Annotated in this window: 19 protein-coding genes; 15 read left to right on the forward strand and 4 right to left on the reverse strand. The window is 71.5% G+C overall.

Translation table 11 applies throughout. The features are described from left to right. Positions 1–292: 292 nt before the first annotated feature. The 5 genes from ACP7BP_RS07795 to ACP7BP_RS07815 all read left to right on the forward strand — a co-directional run bounded on the left by ACP7BP_RS07795 (position 293) and on the right by ACP7BP_RS07815 (position 6,316). Positions 293–1,648: an ammonium transporter gene (locus ACP7BP_RS07795; RefSeq protein WP_426244002.1), complete on the forward strand. Its 1,356-nt coding sequence runs from the start codon at positions 293–295 to the stop codon at positions 1,646–1,648. Next, the gene (locus ACP7BP_RS07800) at positions 1,645–1,983 is read left to right on the forward strand and encodes a P-II family nitrogen regulator (protein ID WP_426244003.1); all 339 of its coding nucleotides are present in this window, start codon (positions 1,645–1,647) and stop codon (positions 1,981–1,983) included. Before ACP7BP_RS07795 ends, ACP7BP_RS07800 begins: the two co-directional genes overlap by 4 nt. A 74-nt stretch (positions 1,984–2,057) precedes the next feature. Beyond that, a complete protein-coding gene (locus ACP7BP_RS07805) occupies positions 2,058–4,304 on the forward strand; it encodes a [protein-PII] uridylyltransferase (protein ID WP_426244004.1) in 2,247 nt (748 codons plus the stop codon). 67 nt (positions 4,305–4,371) lie between these two features. Further along, the gene (gene ffh / locus ACP7BP_RS07810; RefSeq protein ID WP_426244005.1) at positions 4,372–5,934 is read left to right on the forward strand and encodes a signal recognition particle protein; all 1,563 of its coding nucleotides are present in this window, start codon (positions 4,372–4,374) and stop codon (positions 5,932–5,934) included. Between the two features lie 13 nt (positions 5,935–5,947). Next, on the forward strand, positions 5,948–6,316 hold the full coding sequence (locus tag ACP7BP_RS07815; RefSeq protein WP_426244006.1) for an NYN domain-containing protein: 369 nt from the start codon (positions 5,948–5,950) through the stop codon (positions 6,314–6,316). Between the two features lie 52 nt (positions 6,317–6,368). Here ACP7BP_RS07815 and ACP7BP_RS07820 read toward each other — a convergent pair whose 3' ends face one another. Beyond that, positions 6,369–7,595 (reverse strand): ScyD/ScyE family protein, encoded by a 1,227-nt coding sequence (locus ACP7BP_RS07820; protein WP_426244007.1) that lies wholly within the window; start codon positions 7,593–7,595, stop codon positions 6,369–6,371. Positions 7,596–7,696: 101 nt separating this feature from the next. Next, positions 7,697–16,012: a DUF4082 domain-containing protein gene (locus tag ACP7BP_RS07825; RefSeq protein ID WP_426244008.1), complete on the reverse strand. Its 8,316-nt coding sequence runs from the start codon at positions 16,010–16,012 to the stop codon at positions 7,697–7,699. Positions 16,013–16,132: 120 nt separating this feature from the next. Between ACP7BP_RS07825 and ACP7BP_RS07830 the strand changes: the two genes are divergently transcribed. The 10 genes from ACP7BP_RS07830 (at position 16,133) to ACP7BP_RS07875 (ending at position 23,254) form a co-directional block, all read left to right on the forward strand. Further along, positions 16,133–17,206, forward strand: coding sequence for an amidohydrolase family protein (locus ACP7BP_RS07830; protein WP_426244009.1), 1,074 nt, complete (start codon positions 16,133–16,135; stop codon positions 17,204–17,206). Beyond that, a complete protein-coding gene (locus ACP7BP_RS07835) occupies positions 17,203–17,859 on the forward strand; it encodes a GNAT family N-acetyltransferase (protein ID WP_426244010.1) in 657 nt (218 codons plus the stop codon). Before ACP7BP_RS07830 ends, ACP7BP_RS07835 begins: the two co-directional genes overlap by 4 nt. Before the next feature lie 151 nt (positions 17,860–18,010). Continuing rightward, positions 18,011–18,601, forward strand: coding sequence for a 30S ribosomal protein S16 (gene rpsP, locus ACP7BP_RS07840; RefSeq protein ID WP_426244011.1), 591 nt, complete (start codon positions 18,011–18,013; stop codon positions 18,599–18,601). Between the two features lie 5 nt (positions 18,602–18,606). Then, positions 18,607–18,846: an RNA-binding protein gene (locus ACP7BP_RS07845; RefSeq protein WP_426244012.1), complete on the forward strand. Its 240-nt coding sequence runs from the start codon at positions 18,607–18,609 to the stop codon at positions 18,844–18,846. A gap of 279 nt (positions 18,847–19,125) precedes the next feature. Next, a complete protein-coding gene (gene rimM / locus ACP7BP_RS07850; protein ID WP_426244013.1) occupies positions 19,126–19,683 on the forward strand; it encodes a ribosome maturation factor RimM in 558 nt (185 codons plus the stop codon). Next, positions 19,683–20,837, forward strand: a complete 1,155-nt coding sequence (trmD, locus tag ACP7BP_RS07855) for a tRNA (guanosine(37)-N1)-methyltransferase TrmD (RefSeq protein WP_426244014.1) — start codon at positions 19,683–19,685, stop codon at positions 20,835–20,837. The genes rimM and trmD overlap by 1 nt, the downstream gene beginning before the upstream one ends. Before the next feature lie 198 nt (positions 20,838–21,035). After that, complete coding sequence (gene rplS / locus ACP7BP_RS07860) at positions 21,036–21,386, forward strand: 50S ribosomal protein L19 (RefSeq protein ID WP_426244015.1); 351 nt, start codon at positions 21,036–21,038, stop codon at positions 21,384–21,386. A gap of 38 nt (positions 21,387–21,424) precedes the next feature. Then, positions 21,425–22,228 (forward strand): signal peptidase I, encoded by an 804-nt coding sequence (gene lepB / locus ACP7BP_RS07865; protein ID WP_426244016.1) that lies wholly within the window; start codon positions 21,425–21,427, stop codon positions 22,226–22,228. Positions 22,229–22,238: 10 nt separating this feature from the next. After that, positions 22,239–22,946, forward strand: a complete 708-nt coding sequence (locus tag ACP7BP_RS07870; RefSeq protein WP_426244017.1) for a ribonuclease HII — start codon at positions 22,239–22,241, stop codon at positions 22,944–22,946. Beyond that, positions 22,943–23,254, forward strand: a complete 312-nt coding sequence (locus ACP7BP_RS07875) for a DUF2469 domain-containing protein (protein ID WP_426244018.1) — start codon at positions 22,943–22,945, stop codon at positions 23,252–23,254. Before ACP7BP_RS07870 ends, ACP7BP_RS07875 begins: the two co-directional genes overlap by 4 nt. A 5-nt stretch (positions 23,255–23,259) precedes the next feature. On the opposite strand, the gene ACP7BP_RS07880 is transcribed toward ACP7BP_RS07875, so the two are convergent. Together ACP7BP_RS07880 and ACP7BP_RS07885 are read right to left on the reverse strand one after the other, a co-directional pair. After that, complete coding sequence (locus ACP7BP_RS07880) at positions 23,260–24,501, reverse strand: pilus assembly protein TadG-related protein (protein WP_426244019.1); 1,242 nt, start codon at positions 24,499–24,501, stop codon at positions 23,260–23,262. A gap of 2 nt (positions 24,502–24,503) precedes the next feature. Continuing rightward, a complete protein-coding gene (locus ACP7BP_RS07885) occupies positions 24,504–24,950 on the reverse strand; it encodes a TadE family protein (RefSeq protein ID WP_426244020.1) in 447 nt (148 codons plus the stop codon). Positions 24,951–25,091 lie beyond the last annotated feature (141 nt).

Here is a 25,091-nt window from a genome sequence, read left to right on the forward strand (position 1 = left end):
GGGCTCCTTCACCGGGTCGGTCCACCACCGCACCCTAGTTCACGACCGGCCACGGGGCGGTGCCCTCGGGCCGCCCCGTGGGGCGGCCACGGGGCCGGTCCCCACGAGGGCCCGCTCCTGTTCACCTGCCCGAAACATCGGCGCCGTACTCGTTGCCTGGGCGCAACACGGGGCGCCGTACGCCGAAACCTCGGGCCCGCACAGTCGTGCCACTGGGACGAAGCCGGCCGGTGACAGCGTGGTCGCCGGGGGAGTCGTGCCCTCCGTGCGAACGATCACGAGGTTGAGACACATGGATACTGGCGACACCGCCTGGGTGCTCACGTCGGCGGCACTCGTGCTGCTGATGACTCCCGGCCTGGCCCTGTTCTACGGCGGGATGGTCCGCTCCAAGAGCGTCCTGAACATGATGATGATGAGCTTCTCGGCGCTCGCGGTCGTGACGGTGCTGTGGGTCCTCTACGGCTACTCGATGGCCTTCGGCGACGACGTGGCCGGCGGACTCGTGGGCAACCCGGCCGACTTCATAGGCCTCAAGGGCCTGATGGATCCCGGGGCGCTGGTCTTCACGGTGCCGAGCCTGGCGTTCGTCGGGTTCCAGGCCGTCTTCGCGATCATCACGGTCGCCCTGATCTCCGGCGCGATCGCCGACCGGGCTCGGTTCGTGCCGTGGCTGCTCTTCGCCGCGGTGTGGGCGACGGTCGTGTACTTCCCGGTTGCGCACTGGGTCTTCGCCTTCGACGGCGTCACCGGCGTCGACTTCTCGGGCGGCTGGATCGCCAACAACCTCAAGGCGCTCGACTTCGCCGGTGGCACCGCCGTCCACATCAACGCCGGCGCCGCGGGCCTCGCGCTCGCCCTGGTCCTGGGCAGGCGCAAGGGCTTCGGCAAGGAGGCCATGCGGCCGCACAACCTGCCGCTCGTGATGATCGGTGCCGGCCTGCTCTGGTTCGGCTGGTTCGGCTTCAACGCCGGCTCGGCGGTGGGCGCCAACGTGTTCGCCGCCGTGGCCTGGGTCAACACCCTGTCGGCGACGGCCGCGGCCATGATCGGCTGGCTGGTCGTGGAGCAGATCCGCGACGGCAGGCCCACCTCGCTCGGCGCGGCGTCCGGGATCGTGGCGGGCCTGGTCGCCATCACGCCGGCGGCCGCGGCCCTCAATCCCGTGGGGTCGCTCGCGCTCGGACTGGTCGCGGGTGCCCTGTGCGCCCTGGCTGTCGGACTCAAGTACAGGCTCGGGTACGACGACTCGCTCGACGTCGTGGGCGTGCACCTGGTCGGCGGCCTGTGGGGAACGATCGGCATCGGGCTCTTCGCCACGGCCAGCGCGCCCGCCGCGGTCGACGGCCTGTTCTACGGCGGCGGCGTGGACCAGCTCTGGCGCCAGGTGGTGGGGGCGGGCGCCGTCCTGGCCTTCTCGTTCGTCGCGACGACGATCATCGGGGTCGCGATCTCTCGGACCATCGGCTTCCGGATCGACGAGGAGCTCGAGGTCGAGGGCATCGACGCCGCCGAGCACGCCGAGTCGGGCTACGACTTCACCAGCAGCGGGGGCGGCAGCCTCGGGCTCACCTCGGGCCACCTGGCCACGTCGGCCAGGCCCGCCAGCCCGACCAGCCCGAGCAGCAAGGAAGGTGCGAACGCATGAAGCTGATCACCGCGGTCATCAAGCCGCACAAGTGGGAGGATGTCCGGGAGGCCCTCGAGACCTTCGGCGTCACCGGCATGACCGTGTCGGAGGTGAGCGGCTACGGCCGGCAGAAGGGCCACACCGAGGTCTACCGGGGCGCGGAGTACGACATCGCGCTGGTGCCGAAGATCCGGATCGAGATCGTGGCCGACGACGCCGACGCCGACGACATCCTGGGCATCGTCGTCAAGTCCGCCCAGACGGGTCGGATCGGCGACGGAAAGGTCTGGGTGAGCCCGGTCGAGACGGTGGTCCGCGTGCGCACCGGGGACACAGACCAGGCCGCCATCTAGCCGGAGGGTCACCGCAGGCAGCCTGTCGACCTGCTGCCTGCGGTGGCCCGCCGCTCCGGGAGGAGCCCGCTGCCATGACCGCAACCGACCGGGCCCGGCGCACCACCGAGGCCGACACCCTGTGCCGGGCCGCCTACGAGAAGGCCGAGCTGCCCGCCGCCGGGGTGGCCCTGGTGGCGGTGGGTGGCTACGGCCGCGGCGAGCTGGCGCCGTACTCCGACCTGGACGTGGTGCTCGTCCACGCCGGTGCGGTCGACCCGGGGGAGGGCGCTGGAGATGTCTGGTACCCGCTCTGGGACTCCGGCGCGCGGCTCGACCACGCGGTGCGCACCGAGCAGGAGATGCTCGATGCGGCCGCCCGCGACGTGAAGGTCGCGCTCGGCCTGCTCGACGCGCGACACCTGGCTGGGGACCCGAACCTCACCCTGCGCCTGCGTACGACGATGCTCGCCGCGTGGCGACGCGACGCGCGGTCCCGGCTGCCCGCGCTGCACCGGATCGTCCGGCAGCGTCACGAGCTCGTCGGGGAGGTGGCGCACGAGTCGGTGCCCGACATCAAGGAGGCCGCGGGCGGGCTGCGCGACGCCACCGTGGTGCGGGCGCTCGTGGCCACCTGGCTGGTGGACGTGCCGCACGTGGCTCTCGAGCATGCGCGGCAGGACCTGCTGGACCTGCGCGACCACCTGCACGAGATCGCCGGCCGCGGGGCCGACCGCGTCGGTCCGGAGGCGTGGGCCGAGCTGGCCGCCCGGCTGGGCCTCGAGGGCGAGGCGGCGGCCCAGGTCGCACTGCGCGAGACCGGCCGGCGGATCGCGCACATCCACCGGCTGACGTGGCGCCGCATCGACGGCGTGCTCGCCAGGCCGGTGTCGGTGCGGGGCGCCCGGCGACCGGACCTCCGGACGGTGGCCCCCGGCGTGGCCCTCTCCTCGGGCGAGGTGGTGCTCGACGGCAGGGTCGCGCCGGCCGACGACGCGCTGCTGCTGCTCCGTGCTGCGGCCGAGGCAGCGGAGCGGGACGTCGTACTCTCCCCGGCTACGGCGGCGCGACTGGTGCGTGAGTCCCCGCCGGTGCCCGAGCCGTGGTCGGCCGAGGCGCGGGACCTGCTCGTGCGCCTGCTGGCATCGGGCCGGGGCCTGCTCGGCGTGTGGGAGACCCTGGAGGAGACCGGTGCGGTCGACCGGGTGCTGCCCGAGTGGCAGCGGATCAGGCTGCTGCCGCACGCGTCGGCCATCCACCGGTTCACCGTCGACCGGCACGTCGTGGAGACGTGCATCGAGGCGTCGGCCCTGATCCGCAGCGTGTCGAGGCCGGACGTGCTCCTGGTGGCCGCACTGCTCCACGACATCGGCAAGGGCGAGCTGACCGAGCATGCCGTGGCCGGCGAGCCGATCGCCCGCGCGGTGGCGACGCGGATGGGGTTCGACGCCGCGGCGGTCGATCTGGTGGGCACCCTGGTGCGCCGGCACCTGCTGCTGTCCGGCGTCGCCACCACTCGCGACCCCGACGACCCGGCGACCATCGCCCAGCTGACGTCCCGGATCGCCTCGCCCGAGGCGATGTCGCTGCTGCTGGCCCTGACCGAGGCCGATGCCCGGGCGACCTCGGCGAAGGCGTGGTCGTCGTGGCGCGCCGGGCTCGTGCACCGGCTCGGAGCGCACGCCATCGGCGTCCTGGAGTCGGGGCAGCCGCCGACCGGCGTGGTCCAGGACGTCGTGGACGTGCCCGACGGCGTACGCCGCGGCGCGACGTCCATCGACGTGCTCGAGGCCGACGACGGGGTGCGCGTGCGCGTCATCGCGCTCGACCGGGTCGGCCTCCTGGCCGACGTCGCGGCGATGCTGGCGCTCCAGCGCGCGTCGGTCCGGGGCGCGCGGGCCTGGACGCAGGGCGACGTCGCGGTCACCGAGTGGGACGTCACCGACACCGCCGTCGAGCCCGCCGTGCTGCGGCAGCGCCTCGACTCGATCGTGGCGGGCCGCATCGACCCCGCCCAGCGGCTGCGCCCGGCCGAGCAGGCACGGGACGGCACCGCCTTGGCGCCAACGGTCGCCGTACGCACCGATGCCTCGACCGTGGCCACGGTGATCGAGGTCCGCGCGGCCGACCGGCCCGGCGTGCTCTACCTGGTGTGCGCCACGCTTGCTGAGCTCGGCGTCACCGTGTCGTCGGCCCACATCGACACGGTCGGCCCTCAGGCCGTCGACGTGTTCTACGTGCAGGAGCAGGACGCCGGGCCGCTCGCCGACGACCGTGCCGCTGCCGCCGCGCACGCCCTCCGGGCGGCGCTGACGCCCCCGCCGCGACCCCCGGACCGGTGATCCACGGATTCGTGTGTCGCCGGGGCACGGTTAGGCTGGGAGACCCGAGACCTAGTGAAGGACCATCTTGTTCGCGACACTCTCCGACCGGCTTGCCGACACCTTCAAGAACCTCCGCGGCAAGGGGCGGCTCTCCGACGCCGACATCGACGCGACCGCGCGTGAGATCCGCATCGCCCTCCTCGAGGCCGACGTGGCCCTGCCCGTGGTCAAGGAGTTCGTGGGCGCCGTCAAGGAGCGGGCGCGAGGCGAGGAGGTCAGCGGAGCGCTGAACCCCGCCCAGCAGATCATCAAGATCGTCAACGAGGAGCTCGTCAGCATCCTCGGCGGCGAGACGCGCCGGCTGCGCTACGCCAAGAGCGGCCCCACCGTCATCATGCTCGCGGGCCTCCAGGGTGCCGGCAAGACCACCCTCGCGGCCAAGCTCGCGCTGTGGCTCAAGGAGCAGGGCAAGACCCCGATGCTCGTCGCGGCCGACCTCCAGCGGCCCAACGCCGTCAACCAGCTCCAGGTCAACGGCGAACGGGTCGGTGTGCCGGTGTTCGCACCCGAGGCCGGCAACGGCGTCGGCGACCCGGTCGCCGTGGCCAAGGCCTCCCTCGAGGAGGCCGCACGCAAGCTGCACGACGTCGTCATCGTCGACACGGCCGGCCGCCTCGGCGTCGATGCCGAGCTCATGCAGCAGGCCTCCGACATCCGCGACGCGGTCGAGCCCGACGAGGTGCTCTTCGTCGTCGACGCGATGATCGGCCAGGACGCCGTGAGCACCGCGCAGGCGTTCCTCGAGGGCGTCGGGTACGACGGGGTCGTGCTCACCAAGCTCGACGGCGACGCCCGCGGTGGTGCTGCCCTGTCGATCGCGTCGATCACCGGCAAGCCGGTCATGTTCGCCTCCGCGGGCGAGAAGATGACCGACTTCGACCTCTTCCACCCCGACCGGATGGCCTCGCGCATCCTCGACATGGGCGACATGCTCACCCTGATCGAGCAGGCCGAGAAGACGTTCGACCAGGAGGAGTCGTCGAGGGCGGCCGAGAAGCTGCTCGGCGGCGGCGACTTCACCCTCGACGACTTCCTCGCGCAGATGCAGCAGATGCGCAAGCTCGGCTCGATGTCGAAGATCATGGGGATGCTGCCCGGGATGGGCCAGTTCCGCGAGCAGCTCGACAACTTCGACGAACGCGAGATCGACCGCATCCAGGCGATGATCTTGTCGATGACGCCGGCTGAGCGGGCCAATCCCAAGATGATCGACGGCTCCCGCCGCGCCCGGATCGCCCGAGGCTCGGGCGTCCAGGTGTCCGACATCAACCAGATGGTCAACCGCTTCTTCGAGGCCCGCAAGATGATGCAGCAGATGGCCCGCGGCGGCGGGATGCCCGGCATGCCGGGGATGCCCGCCATGGGTGGCGGTGCCGGCAAGCGTCAGAAGGGCAAGCCGAAGCCTGCCAAGGGGCGCCGGGTGTCGGGCAACCCCGCCAAGGCGGCCCAGCAGGCGAAGGCGGCCTCCGAGAAGCCGGCGGCAGCGCCGGCCAACCCGTTCGGCGACCCCGATGCCGCGGGGGTCGACTACGAGCAGGCTGCGGCTGCGCTGAACCTGCCCAAGGACTTCTCCAAGTTCCTCAAGTAGGGCGCGGACCGCGGTGACCGTGCTGGTGGTCGACGGGGCGAACGTCGTCGGCTCGCGTCCCGACGGCTGGTGGAAGGACCGCGGCGGAGCGGCGCGTCGGCTGCACGAACAGCTGCTCGTCGCCGACCTGCCCTTCGACGAGGTGGTGCTGGTGCTGGAGGGTGCCGCGAAGGGCGGGGTGCCTGCGGGCCGTGACGGTCATGTGCGCGTCGTGCACGCGCCTCGCGACGGCGACAGCGAGATCGAGCGGTCGGCACGGGGGGCCAGGGAGTCGGGCGAGCAGGTCACCGTGGTGACCGCCGACCGCTTCCTCCAGGCCCGCGTGCAGGGACTGGGTGCGATGGCGCTGGGCCCGTCCTGGCTGCTCGACCAGCTCGGCTGACGGGCCCAGCGCCTCCCTCACTACAGGGTCACTGCCGGGTGACTGTGGGGGGTCACCAGAGGGGGATCCTGACCACTCCACCCTCGCCCGCGCACACGCTGCACGTGGTGACGTAGGCGTTGCCGTCGTCGATCGCCACGCCGTACGGCGCGGGGAGGTCCTCGGCGACCGTCTTGTGCGAGCCGTCACGGTCGACGCGCACCAACGAGCCCATCGGGAGGCCCTCCGCCGCCAGCAGTCCGGCGTCACCGGCGATCTGCACCGCGTAGAGCTTGCGGCCGTGCCAGGCGAGGTCGGTGACGTTGGTGAGCCCGGTGGCGTAGACCGTGGGTGCCTGGCCCGGGACGACGCGATAGATGCGTGCGCCGTCTGCGGGGAACGGGAACCCGGTGAGCTCACTGACGTACCACGCACCGTCCGGGCCGCGGACGACCGACGTCGGCACGCTCTGCATCGGGATGTCGCCCGGCGGCAGGAACGGGGGCGGCGGGACCAGGCGCTCGGGGAAGGTGGCGAGCGTCGAGACGTCGCCGTGCCAGCTGACCGCTTGGAGCGCGTTGGCACCGGAGTCGGTCACCACGAAGCCGCGGTGCGTCGTCAACAGCCCGGTCGGGTTGCTGTCGGGACCGGCGCCGTCGGGGTCCTCGTCGGCCTCCGACTGGGCGAGGTCGGCCACCTCGATCTGGCCGCCGCCGAAGCGGCCGGCCAGCAGGGTGCCCAGCCGCTCGCCCCCGGGGATGTCGAGGCGGACCGCCGGGTCGTTGCCCAGGCCCACCGTCACGGCGTACCAGGAGCCGTGCACCGCGACATCGGCCGGGCCGATGGCCTGCGAGCCGTCGGCCGCGGCCAGGGACGGGAGCCCGCTGACCACGCGGGCCTGGTGGCCGTGCCGGACGCGGGTCACGGCACCGGACAGACCGAAGCAGGCGGGGCCCTCGGGACCCTCGACGCAGGCGCCGTCGCCACCGCGACCGGCCTCGGCGACGTACAGCACGGGCTTGTGGCCGTAGCCGTGGCCGCGACCGTGGTCGCCGCCGTGGCGGCGTCCGTAGTGCTGGGAGTAGCTCTCGTCGATCGAGATCTGGCGTGGGTTGTCGAGACCGCTGGCCACGACGGTCCAGGGCGGACCATCGGGTCCGTGGGACCCGTGGCCGTGCGACCCGCCGGCTATCGCGGGAGCGGGGGCGAGCAAGAGGGTCGAGACGACCGTGAGGGCCGTGGCGAGGACGACGGCTGCGCGCCGCCGGGGTGTTGGGAGGAGCCGTGTTGGTAGAGACATGGAGACCACCTCAGGGAGGAGCACGGGGAATTCACCGTGCACACGGCGGCAGATGAAAGGCATCCCCGAGGTGGGGTAAAGGTCGCCCGGGCACGCCGACCTCAGCGGTCGTGCTCGGTGACCTCCGTCGACCGGCCGGAGTGGGTGAACCCGACCGCGGCCACGGAGGGCACCGCCGACCCGGTCGCGACGAGCGCGATGCGGTACTGGAGATAGCGACCGGACTGCTTCAGCCGGTCGCCGTGGTCGCGCGGGCTGCTCCACGTGGACCAGGAGGCGCCGGGCGTGGAGGTGCTCCCGGTGCGGATGGTCACCGTCGCCCGGGTGCCGGCGGGCAACCTGCCGCGCAGGACGGCCCGGCGCCAGTCGACCTTCTGATGGGCGTCGACGACGGTCGAGGTGTACGACGCGCGCCCGCGACCGGCCAGGGTCAGGGAGCCGAACCCCCTCGGGTCGAGCGTCAGGCCCGGGGACATGGTTCCGGTGCGGAACTCCTCGAGCGTCTGGACCGCCACGCCCGCCCCGGCAGCTCGCAGGCGGCGTACGGCGGCCCTGCGGGTGTTGCCGTCCGCGTCGAGCGACTCGACCCGGAAGCCGTAGCTGCGCCGGGCCGCCAGGCCGGTCAGGACCACCTCGTGGCGGCGCGTCAGCTCGTCGTCGCGACGCAGGGTGCCCAGCCGCGACCGGCCGAACCTGACGACCGAGGTCGCCGGCTCGTCCGTGGTCCAGGTAATCCGGGCCGTCCCGTCGGGCAGGGCGAAGGCCCGGACGTCGCCGATCCGCGGCGCTCGTGAGTCGGGGCCGCGGGTGGTGAAGCTGGCCGGCGCCGCGCCGGGTGCGGGCCAGACGGCGACCGAGCCGTCTGCGGCGGTCGACCGGAGGCGGTAGTGGTAGCGCCGACCGGCCGCCAGGCCGTCCAGTGACACCAGGTGCCGGCCGGTCAGCTCGGCGACGGTCGCGCTGGGGGAGAGGCTCTGCGGGGTCGAGCCGAGGAGCACCGTGCTCGAGGCCGGTGCGTCGGTCTGCCAGGCCAGGGTCGCGGTGTCCGACGACACCTCCGTGGTGCGGGCCCCGGCGATGGCGGCGCTGCCCCCGTCGGCGTACTCGGCCACGTGCCCGCCCGAGGACGCCGCGAACACGGCGTACTGCTGGCCCTTGACGGTCATCAGCGAGTAGGGGACCGCGAGGCCGCTGCGGCTCAGCGTCGTCAGGGTCCGGCCGCCCGGGCCGGTGGTCGGCACCATCCCGGTGAGCTGGCTGGCACCGGCGCCGACGTTGACCGTGAAGGTGAGGGTGCTCCCGCTCCAGGACGTGTTGGAGTACGACGACGCGTTGCGGCCGTCGACCCACGTCAGGAGCTGCTTGGCGGTGATCACGGGCACCCCGCGCTCCTGCGCGGAGGCCAGCACCTGGGTGTCCTCGAACGTCGTCGCGTTGTCGGTGTGCAGGTTGGCGGTGAACGCGCCGTAGTAGCCGAGCGGGCCCAGCGCCCGGTCGAGCAGCGTGTCCGGGGTGAAGGGGTAGCTCTGCTCCGACTCGTCCGTCATCTGGGTCGCCGCCTGGAAGACGTCGATCAGGGAGCCGTCGGTGTCCGTGAAACGCATCGGCATGCCCGACCCGGTCATGAAGCCGGGACGGTCGGCCACCCACGAGCCGGGGAAGTAGTAGTAGTTGGTGTCCAGCCGGATGCCGGCGGCGAGCTGTGCCTTGGGCTGCGAGGCCCAGTCACTCCACACGATGCAGTGGTACCTGCTGGTGGTCGGCGCGGGGACGGCGGTGTACTTCGCCTTCCACTCGGCGAGCTGCGCCGTGTAGGTGTCCTGGAGGTTCGCCAGCGACGTGTAGTTGGTGCAGCCGTTCTGCGGGTGGAGGCCGACCTCGAAGCCCTGCGAGGTGAAGGTCGACGCCTGCCCGTTGGTCAGCGGCGAGCCGGGGAAGACGTAGCTGGAGAAGCGCGGGCACTCCCACCGGGAGACCGTGCAGCCGGCCGGGCTGGCGGCGTTGTAGGTGCTCATCCGTCCTTGGGTCCCACCGTTGGCGTGGTCGTCGCCCGTCGCCACCAAAACCGCCTTGTGGGTCGAGGGGAAGTACCAGAACCGCGGCAGGGGCAGGCGGTCCCGGACCATGACGGTGGCCAGGTTGGCGAGGAGCCGCTGCTGCTCGTCGGCCTGCGGGATGGCCACCTTGGCGAGGTTCACCCAGTCGGTGGAGGCGCCGCCGAAGAACTGGTCGTTGGAGCGGTTGGGCAGGAGGGTGTCCCGGTTCGTGCCCGCCCACGCGGGGTTGCCCTGCCTGGTCCAGATCACCGACTGGGCGAGGTCGTAGGCGAACGTCGCGACCTGGCCGCCGCTCGACCCGACCGACCGCCAGGCGACGGCCGGCTGGCCGGTCCCGGCCGTGGCGGTGGTGAAGAGCTCGGCCACCGACGTGGCGCCGCTCAGCGCATAGCGGTTGGCGGTGCCGTGGAACTGCATGGTCTCGGTGGTGATCCCGGCCCCCGGCTCGGTGGCGGCGTCGACCCGCAGGTAGCCGTTGGCCACGGTGCCGGCCTGGGCGGTGAGGCCGGCGAGCGGGAGCAGCCGCGGGTCGGGCCGCATCAGGACGAGGTTGCCGCCCGAGTTGACCCACGCGGTGAGGGCGGTGACGTGGGCGTCGGTGATCGCCACGTCACCGAGGACCACCACGGAGTACGCCGCCAGCGAGGCCGCCGAGAGATCGGTGTTCTTGATAGTGGCGAACTCGTTCAGGCCCTCGGCCCGGGCGATCTCCGCGAGGTAGGACGACGACCTGTTGGCATCGCTCGTGACCAGGGCGATCGGCCCGCCCGGCCCGGCGTCGATGCCGGGCGGAGGCGGCGCCGAGGTCTCGAACGTCCAGGACACCGGCGCCATGGTGTTGCCGGCTGCGTCCCGGGCGCCGCTGAGGCTCACGGTGTAGCCCGTGGAGTAGGCCAGCGGTGAGGTCGGGGTCAGGGTGGCGGTCTGGGTGCCGGCGTCGTAGCCCGTCGTCGCCGCGACGGCCGCGGACGTGGCCGTGTTGCGCAGCACCATCGAGATGGACGCGGGGGTCACGGTCTCGCTGAAGCTCGCCGAGGGCCGGACCGACGCGGGCACGCCGGCCGAGCCCGGGGCCGGGGTCCGGGCGCTGACGGTCGGGGCCTGGTCGTCCACGGCGGTCTCCGCGAAGACGACGTCGACCCAGTAGTTCTCGCTGCCGTAGGTGCTGTTCGGGAAGGCGCCCGGCGTCCCGGTGTAGCGGTAGAGGCCGTTGCCGCCGTCGGTGCCGTCGCGGAGCGCCGTCAGCGGGCCCCGGGTGGTGGCCGCCGCCGCGAAGTAGGCCGAGCTGGCGGCGTACCTCGAGGGCGTGAAGTACGACGCGACGTACGTCGTGTCGGCGCTCACCTGGATGGGTGAGGGGAACGTCGCCTGCTGCCAGCCGCTGGCGGTCTCGTTGGTGAAGGTGACCGAGCCGAGCCTGACGCCGGCGCTGGTCCACAGGCTGCCGACGTGGGTGCCGGTCGAGACGGCCGGCTTGTAGAACCGGATGCCGGTGATGAAGCCGTTGGTGCTGGCCCGGAACCTCACTCCCAGCTCGACCGCGCTGGTGTCCGCGTCGGTCCGGTCGGGGACCGCGCTGCTCGGCCAGATGCTGCACGGGCAGTTGCTGGTGCTGGCCGTGGTGGTGAACGTCCAGCTCACCGGGTCCATCTGGTTGCCCGCGGTGTCGCGTGCCCCGGTGAGGTTCGCGGTGTAGGTCGTGCCGAGGGCCAGCGGCGCGTTGGGCGTCAGGGTGACCGTGCGGGTGGTCGCGTTGTAGGTGGTCGTCGCCGGGACCAGGGCGTTGGCCGGGGTGCGCAGCTCGAACGTGACCGTGGCCTGTTGGACGGTCTCGCTGAAGGTGGCGGTGGCGGTGGTGCTCACGGGCACGCCGGTCGCACCGACGGCAGGGCTGCGCCCCGTGACGGTCGGCTTGGAGCTGTCGGCGGCCTCGGTGGCGAAGGTCCAGCTCACGGGATCCATCAGGTTGCCCGACACGTCGCGGGCACCGGAGAGGTTGGCCGTGTAAGTGGTGGACGGCGACAGCGCCGAGGTGGGCGTGAGGGTGACGGTGCGGGTGGTCGCGTTGTAGGTGGTCGTCGCCGGGACCAGGGCGTTGGCCGGGGTGCGGAGCTCGAGGCTGATCGTGGACTGCTGGACGGCTTCGCTGAACGTCGCGGTCACCGTGCTGGACACGGGCACTCCGGTTGCGCCCGGCGCCGGGGTGCGCCCGGTCGCGGTGGGCTTCGTGCTGTCCGGCGTCTCGGTGGTGAACGTCCACGTCAGGGTGCTCATCACGTTGCCCGAGGGGTCGCGGGCCCCGCCGAGGGTGGCGGTGTAGGTCGTGGACGGGGCTAGCGCGGTGGAGGGAGTCAGGGTGGCGGTGCGGGTCCCGGCGTTGTAGGTCGTGGTCGACGTGACCACCGCACCCGTGGGGCTGCGCAGCTCGAAGGTGATGCTCCCCGGGTCGACGGGCTCGTCGAATGCCGCCGTGGCCGTGGTCCCGAGCGGCACGCTCATCGCACCGGGGGCCGGCGTCCTGCCGACCACGGTCGGCTTCACGGTGTCGGTGTCGGCGAAGACGACGTCGACCCAGTAGTTCTCGCTCTTGAAGGTCTGGTTCGGGAAGACCCCGGCGGTGGCGCTGTAGCGGTAGAGGCCGTTGCCGCCGTCGACGCCGTCCTGCAGGGCGGTCAGCGGGCCCCGCGTGGTGGGCGCGGTGAAGTAGCTGGAGGTGACGACGTACCGCGAGGGGGTGTGGTACGACGCGACGTAGGTGGTGCCGGCGGTGACCGCCACCGGGCTGGTGAAGGTCGCCTGCTGCCAGCCGCTGGCGGTCTCGTTGGTGAACGTGACGCCCGCGAGCCGGGCCCCGGCGCTGGTCCAGAGGCTGCCGGTGTGCGTGCCGGTCGACTCGACTGCCTTGTAGAAGCGGATGCCCGTGACGAAGCCGTCGGTGTTCGTGCGGAACTTCACGCCGAGCTCGACGGCGTCGCGATCGGAGTCGGTGCGTGCGGGGGTGGCGGTCGCCGGCCAGATCGTGCAGGGGCATCCGTTCGTGCTGGCCACGGTGGTGAACGACCAGGTCACCGGGTCCATCAGGTTGCCCGATGGGTCGCGGGCGCCGCCCAGGCTCGCGGTGTACGTCGTGGCACCGTTGAGGGCCGCGGTCGGGGTGAGGGTCGCCGTGCGCGTCGTGGCGTTGTAGCTCGTGGTGGCCGGGACCAGGGCATTGGCCGGCGTCCGGAGCTCGAGGGCGATGGACGCCTGCTGGACCGGCTCGCTGAACGTCGCGGTCACCGTGCCGGTCACCGGGACCCCGGTCGCGCCCGGCGCGGGGGTGCGTCCGGTGACGGTGGGCTTCGTGGTGTCGGCGGCCTCGGTGGTGAACGTCCAGGTCACCGGGTCCATGGTGTTGCCGGCGGCGTCCTGGGCGCCGGTGAGGTTCACGGTGAACGTCGTCGAGGCCGCGAGGGGGGCGTTCGGGTTGAGGGTGACCGTCCGGGTGGTCGCGTTGTAGGAGGTCGTGGACGGGACCACGGCGTTCGCGGCGTTGCGTAGCTCCATCGAGATCGAGGCCTGCTGCACCGCCTCGCTGAACACGGCGCTGGCCGAGGTGCCCACGGAGACGCCGGTGGCACCCGGCGCGGGGGTGCGTCCGGTGACGGTGGGCTTCGTGGTGTCGGCGGTCTCGGTGGTGAACGTCCAGGTCACCGGGTCCATGGTGTTGCCCGCCGAGTCCCGGGCCCCGGCCAGGCTGGCGGTGTAGGTCGTCGCCGGCGCCAGTGCCGCAGCGGGATCCAGCGTGGCGGTGCGGGTGCCGGCGTCGTACGACGTGGCGGCAGGGACGAGCCCCCCGCCCGGGCCGCGCAGCTCGAAGCCGATCGTGGACTGCTGGACCGGCTCGCTGAGCTCCGCCGTCGGGCTGACACCGACCGAGACGCCGGTGGCGCCGGGGGCAGGGGTGCGGCTCGTCACCGTCGGCTTTGTCGTGTCGGTGTCGGCGAAGACGACGTCGACCCAGTAGTTCTCGCTGTTGTAGCTGCTGGTCGGGAAGACGCCCGGCGTGCCGCCGTACCGGTAGAGGCCGTTGCCGCCGTCGGTCCCGTTGGCGAGCGCGGTGAGCGGGCCGCGGGTGGTGGCGGTGGCGAAGTAGTCGGAGCTGGCGACGTACCGCGACGGGGTGAAGTACGACGCGACGTAGGTCGTGTTGGCGGTGACCGCGACCGGGCTGGCGAACGTGGCCTGCTGCCAGCCGCTCGCGGTCTCGTTGGTGAACGTGACCGTGCCGAGCTTGGTCCCGGCGCCGGTCCACAGGGTGCCGACGTGGGTGCCGGTCGAGACCGACGGCTTGTAGTAGCGGATGCCCGTGACGAAGCCGGCGGTGCTCGTGCGGAACTTCACGCCGAGCTCCACGGCGGCGGTGTCGGAGTCGGTGCGCTCCGGGGTCGCCGTACCGGGCCAGATCGTGCACGGGCACGTCGCCGGGCCGTTGCCCACGGTGATGGGGGTCCCGGGCCCGGGGGACTGGGTGTTGGCGCTGTCGTCGGTGGCCCGCACCCGGAGGGTGGTCGCGCCGTTGGCCGACGGCGTGTAGGAGTAGGTCCAGGTCTCCCGGCCGGTGGCCCGGTGCCACGTCGCGCCGTTGTCGGTGGAGACCTCCACACCGCCGACGCGACCGCCGGTGTCAGCGGCGGTGCCGCTGACGGTGAGAGGGGTCCCGACGGGCACGGTCGCGTTGGCCGCCGGAGACGTGATGGTCGATGTGGGCGCCACGGTGTCGGTGGAGGCGGTCGCCACGGACAGTCCGGGCCGCAGCGTGGTGGGCTGGGAGCCCATGTCGGCCAGCAGGTTGACGGTCGCCTGCTGGGCGGCGACGTCGGCCGCGGCCGTCCCGCGGTCGTGCTGGCTGTCGAGGCCCCAGGCCCACTGGATGGTGCCCGCGCCGAAGACGAGCGCGCCGCTGGCGTGCCTGTACATCGTCATCGAGTGGGTGGCCGGCCCCTGGCTGTAGCTCGAGCCGTGGTCGGTGATCCGCTCCCCGGAGCCCTGGGTCTGGGAGAGCCGGAACGTGCCGGCGGGACGGTGGCCGTTGTCGAGGTCCTCGTCCCACTCGTAGCCGATCACGTTCGTGCCGATGGTCGTGGTCTGGCTCCCGGTGAGGTTGGCGACGCGGGTGTTGCGCCAGAAGCGCATCCGGCCGTCGGCGCTGCCGACGGACATGTTGATGGCGCAGCAGTTGATGGTGAAGATCTGGCCGGTCAGGGCGTTCTCGGGTCGCCCGCCGTCGCCGGGCGGGCTGAACCGCGGGTCGCGCCAGGTGCCGGTCCAGGTCGGAGCTGCGGGGTCGATGACGGCGTCGGCGTGGGTCTCCTTGTAGGTGACCAGGGTGCGGTTCGGCGTCCCGGAGCCGTCGATGCTGTTCTCCCACCGGGTCTTCCAGAAGACCTCGTTGCCGCTGAAGAAGGCGAGGTTGACGCCGGCTGCCCTGGCTGCCTCGACGTTGGCCCGCTGCTGGCCCGACCAGTACTCGTCGTGGCCGACCGACAGGAAGGTCTGGTGCTCGGTGAGCTCGCCGCCGCGCCGGTGGGAGTCGATGCCGGTCGTGTAGCTGACGTCGTACCCGTTCGACTCCAGGAAGCGCACCATCGGGTACTCCGCGTTGAACACCCAGTCCTCGGGTGCGTTCGCGCGGGTGGTGAACGGCCGGTTGTAGCTCACCTTGTAGGCGCGGCCGGCGGGTGCCCCGGTGTAGAGGCTGTTGCCGCCGTAGGCGTTGTAGGCCTGCCACGTCGTGTCCGAGGTCTGGAAGAGGAGCTCGGAGCCGCCGTCGTCGTCGCGGACCACGAAGAAGACGTGGCTGGCGCCCGCTGTGCCGTCGGTGCGGACGAGTCGGGCGAAGTAGACGCCCGACACCGAGTCGGCCGGCACCGCCCAGGAGGCGTTCTGGGTCCAGTTGCCGCAGTCCACCAGCCCGGTCGCGGGAGCGGTCACGCAGTTCGGCTGGCTGTTCAGCACGGTCGGCAGCACCGTGGCCACCTTGCGGGCGCCGGCGCCGGCGTAGTAGCCCATCCGGTAGATGTCGAGGCGGTACGACGTCGCGACGGTGTCGACCTTGAACCCCACCGTCCCGCCCTGGTCGACGCTGATGTCGGTGGCGAAGCCCTGGATGGAGGAGCTGCCGGCCCCGGTGATGCCCCACTCGCTCTCCGGGCTGCCCGGCTTGGTGTTCTCGCAGGCGACCGGGCTGACCACCGGCGCGTCGCACGGGGCGGCGACGGCAGGGGCGGCCAGCGCCCAGGTGGCCAGCCCGGCCACGACCAGGGCGAGGAGGGCGAGGACGGCGGTCCGCGTGTCGCGGGCGCCGCGACGGCGCGTCATGGGTCTGGGCAGACGCATCGTGGCCCCCCGCCGTCGTTGATGTCGAGTACTGGGGACTGTCGTTCGCGCGGCGGCGGTTGTCATCATCGGTAGTGGGGAGCCGCACGATAGCGTCGGATCATGAGTGCGCTCCGCTTCTCCGGGCCCGTCCTCCCCGAGGGAGAGGTCCGCGACCTCTACCTCGTCGACGGTCGCGTCACCTTCGAGCGCCCACCGGGCGTCGAGTCGGCGGGGGAGGGCTGGATCGTGCCAGGGCTCGTCGACGCGCACTGCCACATCGGGCTCGAGGACCACGGCGCGGTCACCGTCGAGGAGGCCGAGGCGCAGGCGATCGAGGACCGCGACGCCGGCGCGCTGCTCATCCGCGACTGCGGCTCGGCGCTCGACACCTCGTGGATCCACGAGCGCGACGACCTGCCCCGGCTGATCCGGTGCGGCCGCCACATCGCGCGCACGAAGCGCTACATCCGCAACTACGCGCACGAGGTCGAGCCCGACGAGCTCACGTCGTACGTCGAGCAGGAGGCCGGCCGCGGCGACGGCTGGGTCAAGCTGGTCGGCGACTGGATCAGCCGCGAGACCGGCGACCTGGAGCCGAGCTTCCCCGAGGACGCGTTCACCGCGGCGATCCAGACCGCGCACGCGCTGGGCGCCAATGTGACCGCCCACTGCTTCGGGGAGACGGTGCTGCCCGGGCTGATCGCGGCCGGCATCGACTGCATCGAGCACGGCACCGGCCTGTCGCCCGACCTGGTCGAGACGATGGCGCAGCGCGGTGTGGCGCTGGTGCCGACAGTGATGCAGATCGACAAGTTCCCGCAGTACGCCGAGGCGGGGCGCGCGAGGTTCCCCGTCTACGCCGACCACATGACCGACCTGCACGCGCGCCAGCGCGACACGATCATGGCCGCCCACGACGCCGGGGTGCAGCTGTACGCCGGCTCCGACGGCGGGGGTGTGAGCCGGCACGGCAACATCGCGAGCGAGGTGGTCGCGATGGCCGGACTGGGCATGTCCGCGGAGTACGCCCTGGGTGCCGCCTCGTGGCGGGCACGCGAGTGGCTGGGCCGGCCCGCTGGCCTCACCGAGGGAGCGCCGGCCGACTTCGTCGTCTACCCGGCGGACCCGCTGGCCGACCTGTCGGTGCTGCACACGCCGAGCCGCGTCGTACTCCGCGGGAGGGTGGTCGCATGACCGCGATCAGCGAGGTCTTCGCGCCCCTTGGCCTGCGGGTCGCCGCCGGGCCGATCGAGCTCCGCGGCATCTCCGACGACGACATCGTGACGCTGGCGGAGCTGGCCGTCGCCGGCATCCACGAGCCCGAGGAGATGCCGTTCTTCTACCCCTGGACCGACGCGCCGGCCGCCGAGCTCCCGCTGCGGTTCGCGCAGTACCACTGGAGGCTGCGCGCCGAGTGGAGCCCCGAGTCGTGGGAGCTCAACCTCGGCGTCTGGCACGACGGTGAGCTCGTCGGCGTACAAGGCGTGAGCACCCGCGACTTCCTCGTCACCCGCACCGGAGAGACGGGCTCGTGGCTCGGCAGGGCGCACCAGGGCCGAGGCCTCGGGACCGCGATGCGGCAGGCGATGTGTGCGCTCTGCTTCGACCACCTCGGCTTCGCCGAGATCACGTCCGGGGCGTTCCTCGACAACCCCGCGTCGCTGGCCGTGAGCCGCAAGGCCGGCTACCGCGCCAACGGCGTACGCCGCCTCGCGCGACGGCCGGGGGAGCTGGCCCTGAACCAGGGGCTGGTGCTCTCGCCCGGCGACTTCGTGCGCGGCGAGCACGCCCTCGCGGTGACCGGCGTCGACGCCTTCCGGCGCCTCATCGGGCTCGATTCGGAATGACGGGGTCGGGTCTGGCAGAATCACCCGCTGTGCCCTGCACGGCCGGACCCTCTCATCCGGACGTGGCCGGGCCCATCGCAGGAGCCTGACCCGGTCCCCACCTGGCAGAGGGCACCTCACCACACACAACTTCCGAGGAGACACCACAGACGTGGCCGTCAAGATTCGTTTGAAGCGCCTGGGCAAGATCCGGGTGCCGCAGTACCGCATCGTCGTCGTCGACTCGCGCAAGAAGCGCGATGGTCGCGTCATCGAGGAGATCGGCAAGTACCACCCCAAGGAGGAGCCGTCCTACATCGACGTGACCTCCGAGCGGGCGCAGTACTGGCTCGGCGTCGGTGCGCAGCCGACCGAGGCCGTCGAGAAGCTCCTCAAGATCACCGGTGACTGGCAGACGTTCAAGGGGCTTCCGGGCACCGAGGGCACGCTCAAGGTCAAGGAGCCCAAGCGCGACAAGATCGAGATCTTCAACGAGGCCCTCAAGGACGTCGCGAACGAGCCCAAGAGCGGCGCGGTGACCAAGAAGGCAGCCAAGAAGACGGAGGCCAAGGCCGAGGACTCGACGGACGCCAAGGCCGACGACAAGCCCAAGGCGGACACCAAGGCTGACACCAAGGCTGAGGCTCCCGCCAAGGAGACCCCGGCCGCCGTGCCCGCGTCGGAGACGCCTGAGGGCGCCGCCGCCGAGGCTGAGGCTGCTGAGAAGATCACGCCCGAGGACGCCGGCAAGGGCGAGGCCTGAGCGCCGTGCTCGCCGATGCACTCGAGCACCTGGTCCGGGGTGTCGTCGACAACCCTGACGACGTGACCGTGCGCGACAAGCAGCTGCGCCGCGGCTCGATCCTCGAGGTCCGGGTCCACCCCGACGACCTCGGCAAGGTGATCGGACGCAACGGCCGTACGGCGACGGCGTTCCGCACCGTCATCTCGGCCCTCGCGGGCCGCGGCGGTGCGCGCATCGACTTCGTCGACGTCGACCGCCGCTGACACGCTCCACCGCAACGGGCGTCACCCCTCGGGGTGGCGCCCGTTCGTCGTACCCGGGAGTCCCCGACCCCGGGGTTCGTGGGCGAGTCGTGGGGTTCGAGGGCATTGCATGGGCCTCGAACCCCAGGAGTCACCGGATATCCGGTGACTTGCGGGCCCGGGTCGCCGCGCCCCGGGGTTCGTGGGCGAGTCGTGGGGTTCGTGGGCATTGCATAGGCCTCTAACCCCAGGAGTCCCCGGATATCCGGTGACCCCAGCCCGCCACTTACGCTGACCCCCGTGGACAGCATCGAGGTCGTCGTGGGTCGCATCGGCAAGCCGCACGGCATCCGCGGCGAGGTCACCGTCGACGTACGCACCGACGAGCCCGACCGCCGCTTCGCACCCGGCGCCGTGCTCCGTGCCCAGCCACCGGCGGGCTCCGCCTCCCCGCTGCGCAGCATGACCGTCACCAGCTCCCGGTGGCACCAGAGCGTGCTGCTGGTCTGCTTCGACGAGCTCGGCGACCGCAACGCCGCCGAGGCGGCCCGGGGCATCGTCCTGCACGCCGACCTCCCGGCCGACGCGACGCCCGAGGACCCTGACGAGTACTACGACCACCAGCTCATCGGGCTCACGGCCTACGACGAGCAGGGTGCGGAGCTCGGCACCCTCACCGCCGTCCAGCACGGTGCGGCCCAGGACCTGCTGACGATCCGCACGCCCGAGGGGCGCGACACCCTGGTGCCGTTCGTGACCGCGCTGGTGCCCGAGGTCGACGTCGCAGCCGGTCGCATCGTGGTCGCCGACCGGCCGGGCCTGGTCACGCCGTTCCCCGACGATGCGGCCGGCGCCTGATGCGCGTCGACATCGTCTCGATCTTCCCCGACTACCTCGCCCCGCTCGAGCTGAGCCTGACCGGCAAGGCCCGCGAGAAGGGGCTGCTCGACGTCACCGTGCACGACCTGCGCCGGTGGACCCAGGACCGGCACCGCACCGTGGACGACACGCCGTACGGCGGGGGCGCGGGCATGGTCATGAAGCCCGAGCCGTGGGGCGAGGCGCTCGACGAGGTGGCGACCGGGAGCCCCACGATCGTCTTCACGACCCCCAGTGGGGAGCCCTTCACCCAGGACGTCGCCCGGCAGCTGGCCACCCGCGAGCACCTGGTGTTCGCGTGCGGCCGCTACGAGGGCATCGACCAGCGCGTCGTCGAGCACGCCGCGACGCTGGGGGAGGTGCGCGAGATCTCGATCGGCGACTACGTCCTCAACGGCGGCGAGGTCGCGGCGCTGGCGATCACCGAGGCGGTCGTGCGCCTGCTGCCCGGGTTCATGGGCAACCCCGAGTCCCTGGTCGAGGAGTCGCACGAGGACGGCCTGCTGGAGTACCCCGTGTACACCAAGCCCCCGTCCTGGCGCGGGCGTGACGTGCCCGAGGTGCTGCTGGGCGGCAACCACGCCGCGATCGAGCGCTGGCGGCGCGAGCAGGCGCTGCGGCGGACGGCCGAGCGGCGTCCGGACCTCCTGCCGCTCAGCGCGGTGCCGGGAGGTGGCGAGCTGCGGCGTGCCGTGCCGGCCGACGTGCCGGAGCTCTACGTCCTCCAGATGTGCTGCTGGGTGCAGGAGCTGCACGCCAACCCCGGCGTCCGCATCCCGGCGCTGCACGAGTCCCTCGACGACGTACGCCGTTCGCTCGACGACTGGACCTGGCTGGTGCTGCGCCGCGGTGGTCGCCTGGTGGGAGCCGCGCGCGGCCGCGTCGACGGGGAGGTCTGGGACGTGGGCCGGCTGATGGTCGCCCCCGACCTGCAGGGCCAGGGCCTCGGCCGGTTCATGCTCGCCGAGATCGAGGCCGCCGCGCCGCCGAGCGTGACGTCGTACTCCTTGTTCACGGGTGCCTCGAGCCACGACAACATCCGGATGTACAAGAAGGCCGGCTACCGGATCCGTGGGGACGGGCCGCCCGGAGCCGTGGTGCTGACCCGCCCCCGCACGTCCGGCGGGCGCTGATTCGTCGTACGCCGCGGGCTCTGGCAGACTTGCTCCTCGGTCCACGTCGGCCGAAGACCGCTCCGAAGATCACGACCGGAGGGTTGCGTCGGGCTCCTGCCACAGGGGGAGTCCTCGCCGCCGGCCACGCACGGCGCGGGCCACCGATCCACCCATCCGATAACCGCGGCTGACCTGTGGCGAGTCGTGAGGAGCATCATGACCAACGTCATTGCCGAGCTCGGCAACGCCATCAAGCGCGACGACGTCCCCGACTTCCGTGCGGGCGACACCATCAAGGTCCACGTGAAGGTCACCGAGGGCAACCGCTCCCGCGTGCAGGTCTTCCAGGGCGTCGTCCTCAAGGTCCAGGGTTCGGGCATCGGCCGCACCTTCACCGTCCGCAAGGTCTCCTTCGGCGTCGGTGTCGAGCGCACCTTCCCGCTGAACTCCCCGATCTTCGAGCAGATCGAGATCGTCACCCGCGGTGACGTGCGTCGCGCGAAGCTCTACTACCTGCGCAACCTGCGTGGCAAGGCCGCCAAGATCAAGGAGCGGCGCGAGCTCTGAGCGTCGGTCTCCGACCACTCAGTGGTTAGTCTCGCTTCGTGACTTCCGACGACCGCGCGTCCACCTCCACGGCTGATGGCGAGGAGGGCTCGCGGTCCTCCACTCCCACCCCGGCAGCTCCGGCCACCCGCAAGCGCAAGCCGCTTCCGCTGTGGCAGGAGACCATCTTGCTGCTCGTGGTCGCGCTGGTGCTGGCGGTGCTCATCAAGGCGCTGTTCGTGCAGGCGTTCTACATCCCGTCGGAGTCGATGGAGCCCGGTCTCGTGAAGAACGACCGGATCCTGGTCCAGAAGGTCTCTTACTGGGGCGGCGGCGGTCCCGAGCGCGGTGACGTCGTCGTCTTCAAGGATCCAGGTGGCTGGCTCGGCCCTCTCGACGACGCCGGCCCGACCAGCGCGCTGACCAAGGTGATGTCCAAGATCGGGCTCTACCCCACCGGCGGGCACCTGGTGAAGCGGGTCATCGGGGTCGAGGGCGACGTCATCAAGTGCTGCGACGCTCGGGGCCGGATCTCGGTCAACGGCGTGCCGCTCAACGAGAACGACTACGTCAAGCAGGACGGCCAGGAGTGCCGGGGGCCGATGCCGACCCAGTGCGGCGACGACTGGGAGGCCGGGCCCGTGCCGAAGGGCCACATCTTCGTGATGGGCGACAACCGCGGCGCCTCGGCCGACTCCTCCGAGCACATGTGCCCCCAGACCGTGACCGACTGCGTCCCCGGTGACGAGTTCGTCTCTGCCGACCTCGTCGTCGGCAAGGTGTTCGTGCTGCTGTGGCCGCGCGACCACTTCCAGTGGGTCAAGCGGCCGGCGACGTTCGCCGACGTCGGCGCCTCACCCTGAGGAACGCGCTGTGAGCGAGCTGCCCCGAGGTGCGACCGTACGGCGCGACGCCGGGCTCTACGGCTACGAGCGCGCCCTGCGGCGCGCGGGCATCGAGCCGGTCGCCGGCGTCGACGAGGCGGGCCGCGGTGCCTGCGCCGGCCCCCTCGTGGCGGGTGCCTGCATCCTGCCGGCGGGCAAGGCCGGCATCGTCCCGGGCCTCGCCGACTCCAAGCTGCTGACCGAGAAGGCTCGCGAGCGCGCCTACGCCGAGATCCTTCGCCGGGCGAGCGCCTGGTCGGTGGTCGTCATCGAGAGCGAGGAGTGCGACCGCCTGGGCATGCACGTCGCCAACGTCGAGGCGCTGCGCCGGGCCGTGGCCCTGCTCGACGTCCGGCCGGCCTACGTCCTCACGGACGGCTTCCCGGTGGACGGCTTCGACGTGCCCGGCCTGGCCATGTGGAAGGGCGACCGCGTCGCCGCGTGCATCTCCGCGGCGTCGGTGCTGGCGAAGGTCACCCGCGACCGCATCATGTGCGACCTGCACCGCGACTGGCCGGCGTACGACTTCAAGACGCACAAGGGCTACATCACCGACGAGCACGCCGCGGCCCTCACCACCCACGGGCCGTCGCCGGTGCACCGGATGCGGTTCGTCAACGTACGTCGTGCCGCCGGGCTCGAACCGCCGCTGCCGGTGCAGAATGGGCACGACCACCATCACGAGGAGACACCATGAGCGCCGAGGATCTCGAGAAGTACGAGACCGAGATGGAGCTCACCCTCTACCGCGAGTACCGCGACGTCGTCTCCATCTTCAAGTACGTCGTCGAGACCGACCGCCGCTTCTACCTGTGCAACCAGGTGGACGTGAAGGCCCGCACCGAGAACGGCGACGTGTTCTTCGAGGTGTCGATGACCGACGCGTGGGTCTGGGACATGTACCGCCCGGCGCGGTTCGCCAAGAACGTGAAGGTGCTGACGTTCAAGGACGTCAACGTCGAGGAGCTGAGCCAGCAGGACCTCGAGCAGCCGCCTCTTGGCTGACGTGGCTACTTGCTGAGCCCGATGTCTCCGGGGGTCGTCGCCACCGTTGCGTCTACCGACTTGGTCACCGTAACGCATCCCTTGGTGCCATTGCCCGTGGCGCTCTTGACGACGACCGGTCCCCCTTCGAAGCCGAAGCAGGAGTTGCCGTTGAAGTCGAGGACGCTGCTCACGGCGTAGACCTTCCCGGTGATCGAAGTGTTTCCGTTGCCTTGAAGAATGATCGGGTTGGAGTTGCTGCGGGAGTACACGATCGTCATGCCCTTGAAGACACCGTCCGCCTTCGTGGGGGTCAGCGACACATCGCCGTTCTTGAAGTCGAGGGTCCCGGTGGTGACGTAGAGAGTGACTCCACCTAGGGCGGGGTCATTCCTCAGCAGGGTCCCGTTCTTCATGTCCCACGTGCCGGTGATGACATAGGTGCCTGGGGTCAGGGTGCAGGTGCCCTTGGAGATCGATACCGACCCGTAGCGGCCAGGGCCGTCTTCGCACGGGTCGCTCTTCGCCGTGCCTGTGACCGCAGGAAGAATCATGGAAGCGAAGGGATCTGTGAACGGAGGGATCTTCGTTGCGGCGGGAGTGAAGTTGCCGCCCGTCGTTGTGCCGCTGACACCGATCGCGCCAGCGCTCCACAGCGATCCCGGATTGGCGTTGATGTCGCCGTTGACGGCGATTCCACCGGGGCTGACCGAATAGTCGGCGTTGCCGGGGCTGACCCCGCCCATGAAGCACAACCCACACTTGATGTCGAGAGCAGCCGCGACCTGCGCCTCGGCGCCAGCCGCCACCGTCACCTCGTCAACACCCGCGGCGCGGCCCAGGCCGGTGACGATGTCGCGACCGGGGACGGTGACCCGAACTTTGGTCGGCTTGGCGATCTGGTCGAACGAGATGCATGGGGACGAGAACGCAGGGACGACGTAGGAAGCGGGGCGACCAACATCGGTGCACGCCGCCCAGTCGGCGTCTGTGGTCCCGTAGTTGATCGCCGCGTAGGACTTGGCGGCCGCCACTGCCATGGCCACACACGGCTTGGTCGGGCAGCCGCCCGATGCGGTGGGCAGGTAAAGCTGGTTGGCAGCGGCCAGCGCCGACGCATCGGCGGCGTTCTGCGATTGGCGCCGCGTGTCACGGGCCAGGCCGAGGTCGACGACCAGCGCGGCGATGACGAAGAGGGTAATCGCCAAGAACGCCACCATGATCGCGACGGCGCCGCGTTCGTCGCGTCTGCGGGCGGCAGTGCGCATCGTCAGCATCCTGTCGGCCAAGCAGGAGCGCCTGCGGGAAGAGCGGGCGTCGACACGGCGGAGAGCGGGCTCGGCACGGGAGTGTCCTTCTCGATCGACATCTGGGTCTTGGAAAAGATCCATCCACCGTCCGGCATGGGGAGTAGTCCGACGCCTCCATCAGACTTGACGTAGGCGCAGACGACCAACGGAGATCCCTTCGCCCATGACGCAGCGCTGACCTTGACGTACTCGACACCGGTCAGTGCGTCGATCTGCTTCTTGGTCTCGCACGCCAGTTGCGCCATCTGACCCGTGCCGCAACCGGTGATCGGGGTCTGGACAACTCCTATCCTCGCGCCCTCACGGACGCCTTGGCGGGTGCTGAGCGAGTCGTTGAAGTACAGGCCGTACTGGAGGATGCCGAAGACCAGCAGGAACAAGATCGGCATGACCAGCGCGAACTCCACCGCGGCGGCCCCACGCTCGCTCCGCCGGCGTCGCAGGGCAGCGGCTCGCCATGACGGGGAGGGTCCGCAGGCTGCGTCGGATCGGCAGGGGAGCACGGCACAATTGTGCGGCTCGCCCTCGGCTGATGTAGGGGAATGGGC

The sequence above is a fragment of the Nocardioides sp. LHG3406-4 genome (assembly GCF_049897745.1).
Taxonomy (GTDB): domain Bacteria; phylum Actinomycetota; class Actinomycetes; order Propionibacteriales; family Nocardioidaceae; genus Nocardioides.

Excerpts from the sequence above, each read along its gene's own strand:
- ACP7BP_RS07825 (WP_426244008.1), bottom strand. The coding sequence starts at position 16,012 with ATGACGCGCCGTCGCGGCGCCCGCGACACGCGGACCGCCGTCCTCGCC.
- ACP7BP_RS07830 (WP_426244009.1), top strand. The coding sequence starts at position 16,133 with ATGAGTGCGCTCCGCTTCTCCGGGCCCGTCCTCCCCGAGGGAGAGGTC.
- ACP7BP_RS07880 (WP_426244019.1), bottom strand. The coding sequence starts at position 24,501 with ATGCGCACTGCCGCCCGCAGACGCGACGAACGCGGCGCCGTCGCGATC.
- ACP7BP_RS07820 (WP_426244007.1), bottom strand. The coding sequence starts at position 7,595 with ATGTCTCTACCAACACGGCTCCTCCCAACACCCCGGCGGCGCGCAGCC.
- ACP7BP_RS07875 (WP_426244018.1), top strand. The coding sequence starts at position 22,943 with ATGAGCGCCGAGGATCTCGAGAAGTACGAGACCGAGATGGAGCTCACC.
- rplS (WP_426244015.1), top strand. The coding sequence starts at position 21,036 with ATGACCAACGTCATTGCCGAGCTCGGCAACGCCATCAAGCGCGACGAC.
- ACP7BP_RS07795 (WP_426244002.1), top strand. The coding sequence starts at position 293 with ATGGATACTGGCGACACCGCCTGGGTGCTCACGTCGGCGGCACTCGTG.
- ACP7BP_RS07805 (WP_426244004.1), top strand. The coding sequence starts at position 2,058 with ATGACCGCAACCGACCGGGCCCGGCGCACCACCGAGGCCGACACCCTG.
- ACP7BP_RS07800 (WP_426244003.1), top strand. The coding sequence starts at position 1,645 with ATGAAGCTGATCACCGCGGTCATCAAGCCGCACAAGTGGGAGGATGTC.
- ACP7BP_RS07835 (WP_426244010.1), top strand. The coding sequence starts at position 17,203 with ATGACCGCGATCAGCGAGGTCTTCGCGCCCCTTGGCCTGCGGGTCGCC.
- trmD (WP_426244014.1), top strand. The coding sequence starts at position 19,683 with ATGCGCGTCGACATCGTCTCGATCTTCCCCGACTACCTCGCCCCGCTC.